At 73.1% G+C, this 13,640-nt stretch carries 11 protein-coding genes; 6 read left to right on the forward strand and 5 right to left on the reverse strand.

The features are described 5' to 3' along the window. Positions 1-203: 203 nt before the first annotated feature. Positions 204-2,852, forward strand: a complete 2,649-nt coding sequence (locus B1H29_RS02000) for a SpoIIE family protein phosphatase (RefSeq protein ID WP_055421416.1) — start codon at positions 204-206, stop codon at positions 2,850-2,852. A gap of 11 nt (positions 2,853-2,863) precedes the next feature. On the opposite strand, the gene B1H29_RS02005 is transcribed toward B1H29_RS02000, so the two are convergent. Continuing rightward, complete coding sequence (locus tag B1H29_RS02005; protein WP_055421415.1) at positions 2,864-3,346, reverse strand: hypothetical protein; 483 nt, start codon at positions 3,344-3,346, stop codon at positions 2,864-2,866. A 145-nt stretch (positions 3,347-3,491) separates the two neighbouring features. Between B1H29_RS02005 and B1H29_RS02010 the strand changes: the two genes are divergently transcribed. Continuing rightward, on the forward strand, positions 3,492-4,682 hold the full coding sequence (locus B1H29_RS02010) for a M23 family metallopeptidase (protein WP_055421414.1): 1,191 nt from the start codon (positions 3,492-3,494) through the stop codon (positions 4,680-4,682). On the opposite strand, the gene B1H29_RS02015 is transcribed toward B1H29_RS02010, so the two are convergent. Continuing rightward, the gene (locus B1H29_RS02015; RefSeq protein WP_234393173.1) at positions 4,679-4,942 is read right to left on the reverse strand and encodes a nuclear transport factor 2 family protein; all 264 of its coding nucleotides are present in this window, start codon (positions 4,940-4,942) and stop codon (positions 4,679-4,681) included. The genes B1H29_RS02010 and B1H29_RS02015 overlap by 4 nt on opposite strands. 101 nt (positions 4,943-5,043) lie before the next feature. Between B1H29_RS02015 and B1H29_RS02020 the strand changes: the two genes are divergently transcribed. Further along, a complete protein-coding gene (locus B1H29_RS02020; protein WP_055421413.1) occupies positions 5,044-6,582 on the forward strand; it encodes a CYTH and CHAD domain-containing protein in 1,539 nt (512 codons plus the stop codon). A 61-nt stretch (positions 6,583-6,643) separates the two neighbouring features. Here the strand turns inward: B1H29_RS02020 and ppk2 are convergent, their stop codons facing one another. The 3 genes from ppk2 to B1H29_RS02035 form a co-directional block, all read right to left on the reverse strand. Beyond that, on the reverse strand, positions 6,644-7,624 hold the full coding sequence (ppk2, locus tag B1H29_RS02025) for a polyphosphate kinase 2 (protein ID WP_055421412.1): 981 nt from the start codon (positions 7,622-7,624) through the stop codon (positions 6,644-6,646). A gap of 49 nt (positions 7,625-7,673) precedes the next feature. Further along, the gene (locus tag B1H29_RS02030; RefSeq protein ID WP_055421411.1) at positions 7,674-8,054 is read right to left on the reverse strand and encodes a hypothetical protein; all 381 of its coding nucleotides are present in this window, start codon (positions 8,052-8,054) and stop codon (positions 7,674-7,676) included. A gap of 127 nt (positions 8,055-8,181) precedes the next feature. Further along, a complete protein-coding gene (locus tag B1H29_RS02035; protein WP_055421410.1) occupies positions 8,182-9,240 on the reverse strand; it encodes an aldo/keto reductase in 1,059 nt (352 codons plus the stop codon). A 145-nt stretch (positions 9,241-9,385) separates the two neighbouring features. Between B1H29_RS02035 and B1H29_RS02040 the strand changes: the two genes are divergently transcribed. From B1H29_RS02040 to B1H29_RS02050, 3 genes are all read left to right on the forward strand, one after another. Further along, a complete protein-coding gene (locus tag B1H29_RS02040; RefSeq protein ID WP_055421409.1) occupies positions 9,386-10,000 on the forward strand; it encodes a TetR/AcrR family transcriptional regulator in 615 nt (204 codons plus the stop codon). A gap of 430 nt (positions 10,001-10,430) precedes the next feature. Further along, complete coding sequence (locus B1H29_RS02045; RefSeq protein ID WP_055421408.1) at positions 10,431-10,958, forward strand: hypothetical protein; 528 nt, start codon at positions 10,431-10,433, stop codon at positions 10,956-10,958. A 500-nt stretch (positions 10,959-11,458) separates the two neighbouring features. Next, positions 11,459-13,594 (forward strand): hypothetical protein, encoded by a 2,136-nt coding sequence (locus B1H29_RS02050; protein ID WP_055421407.1) that lies wholly within the window; start codon positions 11,459-11,461, stop codon positions 13,592-13,594. The last annotated feature ends 46 nt before the right edge of the window (positions 13,595-13,640 follow it).

A 13,640-nucleotide genomic window follows, 5' to 3' on the forward strand; every position in this document is an offset into this window, starting at 1 on the left:
GCGCACTGGTGCGGCCCCGCGTACGGGGGAGAACGCGGGGCCGCACGAGCAAGCTATCGGAGTAATCCCCCGCCTGCCAGCCCCGGCCGCCCCCCGCACCACCCGGAGACCTCACCCGGCCGGCGGACAGCCCTGGCGTCCCGAACAGGGCACACGCGCATGGCGCGCTGTGAGGCCGGCCGTGCGGGGCGCACACTGAGGACATGGTCTACCTCGATCCGCCGGCGGCGGTGTCACGGCGTTTTCCCGAGACTCCGGTGAGCGCCGCGTCGGCTCGGCGGTTCGTACGGGCCGCGTTGGACGACGTCGTCCCGGACCTGGTGGACACCGCCGAACTTCTGGTCGGCGAGCTGGTCACCAACGCGGTGCTGCACGCGCGCACCGAGGTCGAGGTGGCGGTGTCACGCCCCGACGGCCGGGTGCGCGTACGGGTCGGTGACGGCCGGCCCGGCCGTGCGCTCGTACCGCGGCACTGGCCGCCGTACGCCGGTACGGGACAGGGTCTGGCCCTGCTGGAGAAGCTGGCCTCGCGACACGGGGTGGAGGCCGACGACGAGCGCAAGGCGGTCTGGTTCGAACTGTGGCCCGAAGGCCCGCCACCGCCGTCGCCGTCGCCGTCGCCGGGGTGGGAATCCGCCGTGCCTCCGTGCCCCTGCGAACGGACGGTGACGCTCGTCGACGTACCGAGCGCCCTGGAGTCGGCGTGTCGGCAGCACCGGCACGCGGTGCTGCGCGAACTGACCCTCGCCGCGTCCACCGGCGAGCCCCTCGGTGTGTCGCCCGAGGAGCTGGCCGCCGCCGGCGACATCAACAACCTGATCAGCGCCCGCGTGACGACCGCGCTCCGGGAACCGCTCCCCGACCCGGACCTGCGCACCCTGCGCCTGCCGCTGCCGGCCGACGCCGCGCCCTCGGTGCGGGCCCTGCGCCGCGTCCTGGACCTCGCCGAGGACGAGGCCGGGGAGGAACGGCTGCTCACGCTGCCGGCACTGCCTCGCGGGCGCGCCTTCCAGGCATGGCTCTTCGACCAGATCGCGGGACAGCTCGCCGGGGGCCACCCCACCGCGTGGACGGTGGTGCCCCGCGAGCCGGAGACCGGCGCGGCCGAGGTCGTACCGTGGGACGCCGGCCAGGTACGGGGCAGCAGGGTCCCGACCATCGCGGCCGACGAGAACAACCGGATCATCGCGACGAACGGACCGGCGGCGGACCTGCTGGGCTGGGCACCGGACGACCTCGTCGGACGCAAGCTCACCACACTCATCCCCGAGCACCTGCGCCGGCGGCACACGACGGCGTTCGCCTCGATGCTGCTCACCGGTCGCACCCGCATCGTGGGCCGCTCCGTGCCCCTTCCCGCGCTGCACCGGGACGGCGGGCTGATCCCGGTCAGGCTGTACATCCAGACCCAGGAGACCGCCGACGGCCGTACGGTCTTCGTCGCCCAGCTCAGTCCGCGGGCCACCACGCCCCTCGACGTGCCGAGGGTTCCCGGCGGAAGTGCGCAGTCGGCGGAACCGGAGCCGGGCGGGGGCCGGCCATCGGCCGCCCCGGACCGCGGCGGGAGTCCGAGCGGTGGCGCACGCCGCATGTCGGCGCTGGACCGGCTGTCACTCCTGGCCGATCTGGGAGCGGAGCTCAACAACACCCTGGACCTGGACGACGGGCTGCGGCGCGCCGGCCGGCTGCTGACGCGGCGGCTGGCCGACTGGTGCGCGGTCGACCTGTTCGCCGAGCACGCCCAGGTGGACCGGGTCTGTGTCGTCCACCGCGATCCGAGGGACCGGCGCCCCGACACGTTCGAGGTCAGGCTGCCGGTCGTCTCCGAGGAATCACGCGGACCGCTGGCCCGTGTGCTGCGCGGTGCGGGGCCGCTGCTGCTCACCGACGCCCCGCCACCGGGCCAGGCCGAGAGCGCGCTGGACCGGAACTATCTCGAGCTGTTCCGGGGGCTCGGGGCGGGCAGTGCCGTCGTCGCTCCGCTGCGGGCCCGCCGCGAGATCTTCGGCGCGCTGACCCTGGCCCGTGCGCCCGGCGGGCGGCCGTTCACCGAGGAGGACCTCGCCCTGGTCGACGACCTGGTCCACGGCCTGGCGCTGGGAGTGGACAACGCCCGTCTGTACCAGGACACCCGTTCCATCGCCGAACGGCTCCAGCGCTCCCTGCTGCCGGTACTGCCGGAGGTCGTGGGTCTTCAGCTCGCCGCCCGCTACGCCGCCTCCTCGGCCACCGCGCAGGTCGGCGGTGACTGGTACGACAGCTTCGTCCTGCCCCAGGGGGACACCGCCGTCGTCATCGGTGACGTCACTGGACACAACCTCGACGCGGCCATCGCCATGAGTCAGCTCCGCAGCATGCTGCGCGGCATCGCCGTGGACCGCCAGGAGCCGCCCGCGGAGGTGCTGCACCGCCTGGACCTGGCGAATCACAGTCTCCACCAGGAGGCCACCGCCACCTGTGTCTACGGGGTGGTCAAGGGCTCCGCCCAGGGCCCGTGGGAGCTGAAGCACTCCTCCGCCGGTCACCCCCCGCCCCTGCTGACCACCCGGGAGGGCGAGACCCGCTACCTCGAGGACGGGGCGGGTCTGCTCCTCGGTATGGACCCCCACGCGCCCCGGTCCACCGCCGTCCACGTGCTGCCGGCCCACTCGACGCTGCTGCTGTACACCGACGGGCTCATCGAACGCCGGGACGAACCCCTCGACGACGCCCTGGAGCGGCTGCGCCGGCACGCCGCCGATCTGGCGCGCGAGCCGCTCGACACGTTCTGCGACGAACTGCTGATCGGCCTGGGCGCCGACAGCGCGGACGACATCGCCGTGCTCGCCGTCCGCCCCGCACCGCCCTGGTGATCGGTCGCGCTTCAGCCCGGGCGGTCCGCCGCCGGCAGCTCCGCGATCTGTTCGTGCAGCCGTCGCGGCACCCGGACCGCCCAACGGCCGACCGCCTCGGCGCTCAGCTCCCGGCTCCACTGCCGGCTCTCGCGGGCGGGCCGTGCGCACCTCGCCGTCCCGGGCGGCGGTGGCGGCGGTGTACCGGGCGAAGTCGGCGGCGGGCACGTCCTGTTCCAGTGCCCGACTGGGGTCAGCCAGTGCGCCGTGTCCCGCAGCAGCCGGCAGAGCCGTAGCTGCTGCGGCGCGACGACTCCGTGCAGCGGTGCGTGGGCGCGGGCCACTTCGCCGCGGGCCAGGACGTGGACCGGCATCAGGGGCCAGTTGGCCACTTCGTCGGTGAGCTGCCGTGCGGTGGCGGCGGGTTCGGGCGGACGGAACACGGTCAGGCGCCGGGCGGCCCGGGTGGGGCGGCCGGTGCGGTCCAGCGGGACGGCGGCCTCGGAGCGGGACATGACCTTCGTGTGCGGGATACCGCGTCCGGCGGGCGCCGGTGCTCTGCCCGTTCGGGCAGCCCCTGCTGCCTCCAGGTCTCCTGACGTCTGCGGAACGGGGCGTTACGTTCGGCTTCGTGAGCATCAGGTCCCGGCGAGCGCCCAGGTGAACGACGAGCGGCTGACCACGGCGGAGGCGGTTCAAGACACGGACGGGCTACAGCCGGAGCGGTCGGAACGGCCCCAGCGGTCAGCACAGCCCGGTCAGCCGGAAGCGCCCGGTCAGCCGGAACAGCCGGGCCGGACGGAGGGGGCCGGCAAGCGGAAGCGCCGCGGTCCCGGCCCCGTCACGCTGCTGCTGCTACCGGGTCTGGTGACCGTCACCGGCGTGGCCGCGTTCCTCGCGCTGACGGGCGGCCTGCCGTCCCCGTGGCCCGAGGAATCCGACACGGACCAGGCCGCGGCGGTCGACATCGACCCCTCCTACATCCCGTGGCTGCGCAAGGCCGCCTCGGCCTGCACGCTCCTCGAACCGTCCCTACTCGCGGCTCAGATCGACCAGCTCTCCGGCTGGAGCGACGACACGGACGAGCTCTCCGGCCAGAAGGGCATAGCGGCCTTCACCGACACCGAGTGGCGGACCTGGGGCAGGGACGACGACGGCAACGGGCGCTCCTCGCCCCGTGATCCGGCGGACGCCATCATGGCGCTCGGCCGACAGGACTGCTCCCTGGCCGAGGAGGTGACCGACCTGCGCACCGAAGGCCGGGTCAACGGGGACCTGGTGGACCTGACCCTCGCCGCGTACTCCTCGGGAACGGACGCCGTGACGGAGTCGGGGCGCGTACCTCCGACGGCCGAGACCTACCTCGCCGAGGTCGAGGCCCTGCTCCCGCGTTACGAGGCACTCGACCGAGCCGACTCCGTCGGCACGGGCGGGGCGGCCGGCGCTCTCCTGACCGCTCCGGTGAGCCCGCTCACCATCACCTCGCCCTACGGCTCGCGGGAGCACCCGCTGACCGGGGTGACCAAGCTCCACACCGGCGTGGACTTCGCCGCGCCCCAGGGCGCGCGGGTCGTCGCCGCGCGGCGGGGCCGCGTCGTGTTCGCCGCGCCGACCACCGCGTACGGCAACCGCGTGGTGATCGACCACGGGACGATCGAGGGCAAACGGCTGGAGACCACCTACAGTCACCTGTCGTCCCTGGAGGCCGTCGCGGGACAGACCGTGGAGGCCGGCACCCCGATCGGGCGGGTCGGCTCCACCGGGCTGTCCACCGGCCCCCACCTGCACTTCGAAGTCGTCCTCGACGGGTACTACACCGATCCCCGGCCCTGGCTCGTCGCCGGCGGCTAGAAGCGGCGGCGCATGTCCGCATCCGTGGGTCCGGCGAGGACGAGCTCCCCGTCCGCCGGGGTGACGTGCGGCAACCGCTGCTCCCGCGGCCGGCCGGCGGTCGACAAGCACCGCTCGAAGAACGCCGCTTCGCCGATGTGGTCGTCCTGCGGGCTGGTGAAGGAGAAGTCGTCGGCGTACAGAGCGGTCACCGCGTCCCGGTCCTGCGCCCGGTAGTACCGGAACGCCGCTGCCACGATGCTCGTCGGGCTCTCGGACATGCGATCTCCCTGTGGGGCCGGTGCCGCGGCGGCTTCTCCTATCGTGGCATTACGCACCGCAGCTCGCGTTTGATCCGCCGGATCGCGTCGAAGGACACATCATGACCCAGTCGAAGCGTGAGACAGAGCGAAAGTACGAGCCCTCCTCCCCCGGCGCCGAAGATCTGCCGGACCTCACCGGCGTCGGTCCCGTCGCCTCGGTGACCGAGGCCGGGCCCGAGGAGCTGGACGCGGTGTACCACGACACCGTGGATCTGCGGCTGGCAGGCACGTCGGTCACCCTGCGCCGCCGGACGGGCGGCTCGGACGCCGGGTGGCATCTGAAGCTGCCGCTCTCCGGGGACAGCCGCGAGGAGGTGCGGGCCGCCCTGTCGGACGACGTACCGCAGGCGCTGCGCGAGCTCGTCCTGTCCCGCACGCGGGGCGCGGAGCTGCGCCCCGTCGTTCGGATCAGGTCCACCCGCTCCGTGCGGCACCTCCGCGACGCCGAGGGCACGGTACTCGCCGAGCTGAGTCTCGACGCGGTGCGCGCCGAGTCGCTGCTGACCGGCGGTGGCCGTGCCGAGTGGAGCGAGCTGGAGGTCGAACTCGCCGACGGGGCGCCCGCCGGGCTGCTGGACACCCTGGAACGGAAACTGCGCAAGAAGGGGATCGCCCGGTCTCACAGCCCCTCCAAACTCGCCCGGGCGCTGCGGGACACCGGCGCCGCGGCCAAGGCGGGGGCGTCCCGCCGGGCCCCCGGTGAGGTGGTGCCCGGGTCTCCGGGCGCCTACGTGCTGGCGTACGTGCGCGAGCAGGCCGGCATCCTGGCGGCGCTGGATCCCGCGGTCCGCCGGGACCGGCCCGACGGGGTGCACAGGATGCGTGTCACTTGCCGGCGCCTGCGTAGCTGCCTGCGCTCGTACCGGTCGGTGCTCGACCGGCGGGCCACCGATCCGCTGCGCGCCGAACTCCAGTGGCTGGCGGGTGAGCTGGGTGTCGAGCGGGACCAGGAGGTGTTGCGCGAACGGCTCGGCGGCGCGGTCGACGAACTGCCCGACGACCTGGTGCTCGGCCCGGTCGCCGCCCGGCTGCGGGTGTGGGACGTGTCGCGCGGAGACGAGAGCCGGACGCGTACCCGGGAGGCCCTGGCCTCGCCCCGCTACCTGCGCCTCCTGGACGCGCTGGACGATTTGGTCCGGCGGCCGCCGCTGCGCGCCAGGGCGGCGGGCAAACCGGCCCGGGTCATGGCCAAGGCGGTCCTCAAGGAGTACGACCGCCTCGCCGGGCGCATGGACCACGCGCTGGAGCAGCCTCCCGGGCAGTCCCGGGACGCGGCGCTGCACCAGGCGCGCAAGGCGGCCAAGAAGGTCCGCTACGCGGCCGAGGTGGCGCGCCCGGCGCTCGGCAAGCCCGTCGCCCGCCTCGGCAAGCGTGCCAAGGCGGTGCAGAAGCTGCTCGGCGAGCACCAGGACGCCGTCGTGGCCCAGGACACCCTGCGCAAGCTGGCGGTGGCGGCCCACGGGGCGGGGGAGACCGCGTTCACCTGGGGCCTGCTCCACGGTCAGGAACGGGCGGGTGCCCGCGCCCGGCAGGAGGAACTCCCGTCGGTGTGGCGGGCGGCGGCGGATCCCGCGCTGCGGGCGGCCCTGAAACACTGATCCGCCCCGCGGCCCGCGCCGGCGCGGGCGCCACCCGGGTCTGCCGGGCGGACGGCCGGGGTCAGTTCACCCGGTCCGGGTGGGTCCCCGGCCCGTCACCGTGTCCGGCCAGCGGTGTCGGCGAGAGGTCGACGGGTTCCTCACCGGCTTCGAGCAGGGTGTCGGCGGCGCCCACGATCAGCGGATCGGGACTGCCCACGGCCTTGTCGTCCTTCGTCGGATAGTCGCAGCGGTCCAGCAGGCTGCGGATGGCCTCCAGCCGGCCCCGGCGCTTGTCGTTGTTCTTGACCACCGTCCAGGGCGCGTGCGACGTGTCGGTGGCCCGGAACATGTCGACCTTGGCCGCGGTGTAGTCGTCCCAGCGGTCCAGGGAGGAGAGGTCCGTCGGCGAGAGTTTCCAGCGGCGGACCGGGTCGACCTGGCGGATCGCGAAACGGGTCCGCTGCTCGGCCCGGGAGACGGAGAACCAGAACTTCACCAGCAGGATGCCGTCGTCGGTGAGCAGGCGTTCGAACTGCGGCGCCTGCTGGAGGAACTGGCGGTACTCGGGCTCCGTGCAAAAGCCCATCACGCGCTCGACGCCCGCCCGGTTGTACCAGGAGCGGTCGAAGAAGACGATTTCGCCGCGGGCGGGCAGGTGAGCCACGTAGCGCTGGAAGTACCACTGTCCCGCCTCCCTCTCGGTCGGCTTGTCCAGTGCGACCACACGGGCGCCGCGGGGGTTCAGGCGCTCGGTGAAGCGCTGGATGGTGCCGCCCTTGCCGGCCGCGTCGCGGCCCTCGCACAGGACGACGATCCGCTGTCCGGTCTCCTTGGCCCAGCGCTGCATCTTGAGCAGCTCGATCTGCAGGACCCGCTTCTGTCTCTCGTACTCCGCCCTGCGTACCTTACGGTCGTACGGATGGTTCTCCCGCCAGGTGTCGATGGGCCTGCCCTCCGCGTTGAGCAGGATGGGCTTCTCCGGCCTGCGCTCGTCGATCCGCAGGCCCTCGAGAAGATCTTCCTCAGGGGTGTCGCCACCGGCGTCGTGGCCCTTCGCCATCCCCGTCTCCTCACCCTCCGGCGTCAAAGTAGCTCTCCCGTCTGCGTGCTCACGCCGCGTGCGCCCGGCCCCGCACGGCGCGCAGGGGCCCGGTCGGGGTCCGGGCGGCGGTGACCCGGTAGGTGGTCCTGGCCGGGTCGATCAGCGGCTCGCCCAGTGCGATCCGGCCGGCGGCGTGCAGCTTGTCGCACTCGGCGGTGGGCAGCGCCGCGTAGCAGCCGCCCCTGCCGGTGGCCGAGTCCAGCGGTCGCCAGTAGCTGTATCTGCGCCGGCCGCCCTCGCGCACGGTGACGAACACCGGGGTGCGGGCGTCGGCGACGATCCGCAGGACGTCGGCCTCGGCAGGGCTGAGCGGACCGCACGGGCGGGGCCCGCGACCACCGGTCGCGCGGGATTCGGCGTTCTGCGCGTGGACGACGGTAAGCGGCATCGGCTGTGACCTTTCGGGACAGGGGACTCGAGACCGCCTACCCGCTCCGGCCGGTGTTGATCTCGCTTGCCCGCATTCTCGTCCACGGCACTGACAATGCCGTTGCCGCACCGCCGGAACACGCGGGTCAGTCCTGGCAGACGCCCACGCGCCGCAAGGGGTGGGGATTGAGACGGGCGAAGCCCTCCTGGCGCTCGTAGGGGAAGTAGGGGTAGGGAGCCGTCGTGGCGCTCGCGGCGTCGAGCCTGGCCACCTGGTCCTCGGTCAGTTTCCAGCCGACGGCGCCGAGGTTCTGCCGTAGCTGCTCCTCGTTGCGGGCGCCGATGATGACCGAGGAGACGGTCGGGCGCCGCAGCAGCCAGTTGATCGCGATCTGAGGCACGCTCCGGCCCGTCTCCGCCGCGATGGCGTCCAGGGTGTCGACCACCCGGAACAGCAGCTCGTCGGCCACGGGCGGGCCGTAGTCCGCCGTGGCGTGCAGTCGGCTGCCGGCCGGGAGCGGCCGGCCGCGGCGGATTTGGCCGGTGAGCCGGCCCCACCCCAGCGGGCTCCACACGACCGCTCCGACACCCTGGTCGAGGGCCAGCGGCATGAGCTCCCACTCGTAGTCACGGCCGACGAGGGAGTAGTAGACCTGGTGCGCCGCGTAGCGCCGGTGTCCGTGGGCCTCCGCGTCGGCCAGCGACTTCATCAGTTGCCACCCGCTGAAGTTGGAAACCCCGGTGTAGCGGATCTTTCCGGCCCGTACGAGGTCGTCGAGCGTGGAGAGCACCTCCTGGACGGGGGTTCCGGCGTCGAAGGCGTGCAGTTGGAAGAGGTCGATGTAGTCCGTGCCGAGCCGGCGCAGGGCCTGGTCGACAGCGGTGATCAGACGCGCCCGCGAGGTCCCCGCGTCCGCCGGCCCGTCGCCCGTCGGCAGCCCGGCCTTGGTGGAGATGATCACTTGGTCGCGCCGCCCCTTCACGGCTGCGCCGAGCACCTCCTCCGACGCGCCACCGGAGTAGACGTCGGCGGTGTCGAACATGGTCACTCCCGCCTCCAGGCAGATGTCGACCAGGCGACGCGCCTCCGCCTCGTCCGTACTGCCCCAGGCGCCGAAGAGCTCTCCCCGCCCGCCGAAGGTCCCCGCGCCGAAGCTCAGTGCCGGGACCATGAGCCCGGAGGCGCCCAGTCTCCTGAATTCCACAACCGCATCCCTTCGTCCGGCCGTCCGTCCCGTCGAGGTGGGTGTGCGACGCGCACGGAGCGGCACTCATTAACGGGACTCACGTTCCGTTAAGATGTCCACAGGCTAACAGCAACCCAGCCACTAATGGAACCGGAGTACCGTTATGACATCTGAAGGCGTGGGCCCCGGCACCGTCCGTCCGGGCGGCCGCACCGCCCGGGTACGGACCGCCGTACTCCGGGCCGCCGGCGACGTCCTCGCCGAGCACGGCCTGGCCGGCCTGGACCTCGCGGACGTGGCCCGCCGCGCCGAAGCCGGGAAGACCACCGTGTACCGGCGCTGGGGAACCCCGGCCAACCTGGTCGCCGATCTGCTCACGGACATGGCCGAGCAGTCGCTCCCCCGCACCGAGACCGGCACGCTCCTCGGCGACCTGCGCGCGAACGCCCGACTGGTGCAGCGCACGCTGGCCGACCCGCGCCAGGGAGCGCTCTTCCGGGCGGTGATCGCCGCCGCGACCTGCGACCGGGAGGCGGCCGCCGCGCTCCGCCGGTTCTACGACGTGCGCGTCACGGAGTGGGAGCCCTGCGCCCGCCAGGCCGTCGAACGCGGCGAACTGCCCGAGGGCACCGACACGCGCGAGGTGATCCGCGCCGTCTCCGCCCCCCTCTACTACCGCCTGCTGACCACCGACGAGCCCTTGGACGAGGCGGCGGCGGACCGCGCCGCGGAAGCCGCGGTCGCGGCGGCGCGAGCGGGAGTCTTCACACGGGAGTAAGGCTCTCGCCGAGGCGGTGCCCCTCCTCGGGGGCACAGGCCTGTACCGCCAGGTCGCGGACCACACCGGTGCACCCACACCGGTGCACCCATGCCGGGGACGAGCACCGTTCCGCCCGAGGGCACGCAGCCCCCGTGACCGACCGGCGGGCCGCCGGCCCGCTTGCCCGGGGACACCTCTCCCGGACACGCGGGCGCACGCTCGGCAGGCACCCGGAATCCGCCATTGCCACCGGGGGTACGGCGGGAGGACCGGCCCGCGCGAACCCCGGGCCGGACCCGGGCGCTGCCGTGCGCGAACACCGGCCCCCACCGGTTGTGACGAGGCCGTCACAGGCCCTTCACGGGACACACACTTCCGGCCGAGTGTGGTCCTGCGTGTTCCCGGCGGTACAGACGGTGCGCCGGGGCCGTGCCTAGTCTCCCGGGCCATGCGATCCACACGAACGAGACGCCTCGGCCTCGCCACGATCATCGCCCTCGCCCTCGCCCTGTTCGGCCTGGCACCCTCCGCGAGCGCCGCCGACCCCGCCCCGGCCGAGCTGACGTTCGCCACCGACGCGGCGACCACTCAGCCGGGCGGGACGGTGAACCTGTCGATGACCATCAAGAACAACAGGACGTACGACATCTGGTTCGTCTACCAGACGATCGACCCGACCTGGCTGACCACACAGCGACCCGATCTCAAGTACGGCTTCACCGGATGCAGCCTGGCCTCGGAGGCCGGCGCCGTTCCGTGCACCGGGACCGGGCCGGCGAACCTCGGCACCAACTACGGAGCCACCATCCCGCCCGGCCAGAGCCGCACCGTCACCCTGACCCTGCAGATCGCCGCCGACTCCGGCTGCAACGGCAACATCGGCTTCTACTCGTACTACTACGCCGAGTTCAGCGACGGCACGAGCGTCAACGGCGGCCCGGTCCACACCCCGGAGACCCGCGTCCTGTGCTCCTGACCCCACTACTCGGCGCGCACCGAGCACACCGAGCGCACCGAGCGCACGGAACGCACGGAACGCACTGAACGCCGACGGCGGCCGGCCCGCGACGGACCGGCCGCCGTCGGCGCGAGCACCATCGCGGTTGACCTGATCTCGCTCCGCGTCCGGTCGGCGCACCGGTCGAGACCATTGACACCCAGGCTCGACGGAGGCCGGGATTCCGCGCCCGCCGCTTTCCGGCTCGCAGCAGCACACAGGCCTGACGGGGCAGTCCGACGTGCGGAGTCGGGCGTGCGCCGGCCGCTCACGGCCACGCCCCTTCCGGGCAAATGGACACATGCGCTTTTCCGTCAAGTTCCGCAGCAGGCACACGAAAGCTCCACACGAGCCTCACTATGTGACGCGACGGAAACGTCGACGACCGGCGTCTCAGGGGGGCGACGGCGTGGTCACGGGGTGGGCACGGCTCCGGCAGGAGCGTGCCCACCCCTGTCCGGGGGAGGGAATCTCACCGCATGAAGCGGACCATTCGCACTACGGTGCTCGCAGCGGGCGCGCTGATCGCGTCGCTCGGCCTACCGGCCGGGCCGGTCCACGCCGACGCACCGGCCCCGCGCATCGACCTGCGCGTGCTGGTCGTGAGCGACGGAGGCCCGGCCACCGACGCCATCGCCGCCGAGTTGGAGACCGCGGGTACGCCGTACACGGAGGTCGATCTCGAGGACGCCGGCCGGCCCGTGATCGACGCCGGCTTCCTGGCGGACACCGTGGACGGACGGCCGCGGGCCAGGTTCCAGGCCGTCGTCCTGCCCAATGACAACCCGTTCCCGGCGGACTCCGCGGAGATGGCCGCCCTCGCGTCCTACGAGCGGACGTACGCGATCCCCCAGGTCGACGCCTACACCTACGCGCGCCCCGAGGTCGGACTCCAGCCCGCCGTCGGCACCGGGTACGCCGGCAGCGTCGACGGCGTCCGCGCGGAGGTGACGCCGGCCGGACTGGCCGGCCCCTTCGGCTACCTGGACGGCGCCGTCCCCTTCGAGGACAACTCCCCCACCGTGGGCGAGTCCTACGCCTACCTCTCGACACCCGCGCCGGGCGCCGACTTCGTGCCCTACGTCCAGGCGTCCATACCCGGTCGGCCCACGAAGGGCTCCCTGGTGGGCGAGTACCGGCACGACGGGCGGCGCGAACTCGTCGTCACCTTCGTCTACAACCAGCACCAGCGGCAGTTCCGGCTGCTGGCCCGGGGCATCGTGGAGTGGATGACCGACGGGGTCCACCTCGGCGCCGACCGCAACTACTTCGCCGTGCACGTCGACGACGTCTTCGCCGCCGACGACCGCTGGGACACCGAACTCAACTGCACGCCCGGCGACGTGGACTGCCCGCCGGGCGAGGGCACACCGAACCCGATCCGCATGGTCCCGGCCGACGTCGACCACGCCACCGCCTGGCAGGACAGCCGGGACTTCACGCTCGACCTGGCCTACAACGGTTCCGGCAGCGTCGACCACCGCCAGGACAACGACGGAGCCGACCCGCTCGCCGACAAGCTGATCGCCGACCGGGACCGGTTCCGCTGGATCAACCACACCTACACCCACGCCTTCCTCGGCTGCCGGCAGGACGTCAGCGTCGTCCCGTGGAAGTGCGCGACCGACTCCGACGGCAGCACCCAGTGGGTGAGCCGGAACGAGATCGCCGACGAGATCGCCACCAACCGCGTCTGGGGCGAGACCGCCGGACTCCCGCTCGAGAAGGACGAGTTGGTGACCGGTGAGCACTCGGGCCTGAAGGTGACCCCGCAGCAGCCCGAGGACAACCCGAACCTGGGCCCGGCCCTCGCGGACAACGGCATCGCCTGGCTCGCCTCGGACAACTCCCGCGATCCCGTCCAGCGGCAGGTCGGCAGCGCCACGACCGTCTCCCGCTACCCGATGAACGTCTTCTACAACGCCGCACGGGCGGCCGAGCAGGTCGACGAGTACAACTGGATCTACACCAGCCGCGCCCAGGGCGGCAGCGGCATCTGCGAGGACAATCCCGCCACCTCCACCTGCCTGGCCGCCCCGCTGGACACCGCCACGGGCTACGCCGAGCACATCGTGCCGCTGGAGACGCGGATCGCGCTCGGCCACGTCCTGTCGAACGACCCCAGGCCGCACTTCATCCACCAGTCGAACCTCGCCGAGGACCGCATCGCCTACCCCGTCCTGGACGGCGTACTGGGCGGCTACGACGACCTGTTCGCGGACAGTACCCCCGTGGTGAACCTCCGCATGGAGGACATCGGCGCCGAGATGCGGCACCGCGCCGCCTGGCGGAGCGCCGTCGACGCCGGCGAGGTCACGGCGTACCGCGTCGGTGGCACCGTGACCGTCCAGGCGCCGGACGGCGTGGCCGTGACGGCGACGATGCCCGCGGGCACCCTGCGCGGCGGCACGGGCTTCGGCGACGCCTACGCCGGCGCGCTGTCCGGCTGGACCGCGGCGGCCGGGGGGCAGCTCTCCCTCACCCTGCCGTCGTCGGCCGCCGTGCCCTCCGCCGTCGCCGAACCGGGCGGCACGGCCGCCGCGACGCCCACCGCGCCCCGCACCCGCGTACCGGCCGGTGTGACCGAGCCGGTGCCGTACGGCGCGGAGCGCTGAGCGTCGCCCACCACCGCGGGTCCGGTCGGTCAGCCGGCCGGATCAG

Source organism: Streptomyces pactum (genome assembly GCF_002005225.1).
Taxonomy (GTDB): Bacteria; Actinomycetota; Actinomycetes; order Streptomycetales; family Streptomycetaceae; genus Streptomyces; species Streptomyces pactum_A.

Excerpts from the sequence above, each read along its gene's own strand:
- B1H29_RS02015 (WP_234393173.1), bottom strand. The coding sequence starts at position 4,942 with ATGTCCGAGAGCCCGACGAGCATCGTGGCAGCGGCGTTCCGGTACTAC.
- B1H29_RS02000 (WP_055421416.1), top strand. The coding sequence starts at position 204 with ATGGTCTACCTCGATCCGCCGGCGGCGGTGTCACGGCGTTTTCCCGAG.
- B1H29_RS02050 (WP_055421407.1), top strand. The coding sequence starts at position 11,459 with ATGAAGCGGACCATTCGCACTACGGTGCTCGCAGCGGGCGCGCTGATC.
- B1H29_RS02020 (WP_055421413.1), top strand. The coding sequence starts at position 5,044 with ATGACCCAGTCGAAGCGTGAGACAGAGCGAAAGTACGAGCCCTCCTCC.
- B1H29_RS02005 (WP_055421415.1), bottom strand. The coding sequence starts at position 3,346 with ATGTCCCGCTCCGAGGCCGCCGTCCCGCTGGACCGCACCGGCCGCCCC.
- B1H29_RS02040 (WP_055421409.1), top strand. The coding sequence starts at position 9,386 with ATGACATCTGAAGGCGTGGGCCCCGGCACCGTCCGTCCGGGCGGCCGC.
- B1H29_RS02045 (WP_055421408.1), top strand. The coding sequence starts at position 10,431 with ATGCGATCCACACGAACGAGACGCCTCGGCCTCGCCACGATCATCGCC.
- B1H29_RS02030 (WP_055421411.1), bottom strand. The coding sequence starts at position 8,054 with ATGCCGCTTACCGTCGTCCACGCGCAGAACGCCGAATCCCGCGCGACC.
- ppk2 (WP_055421412.1), bottom strand. The coding sequence starts at position 7,624 with ATGGCGAAGGGCCACGACGCCGGTGGCGACACCCCTGAGGAAGATCTT.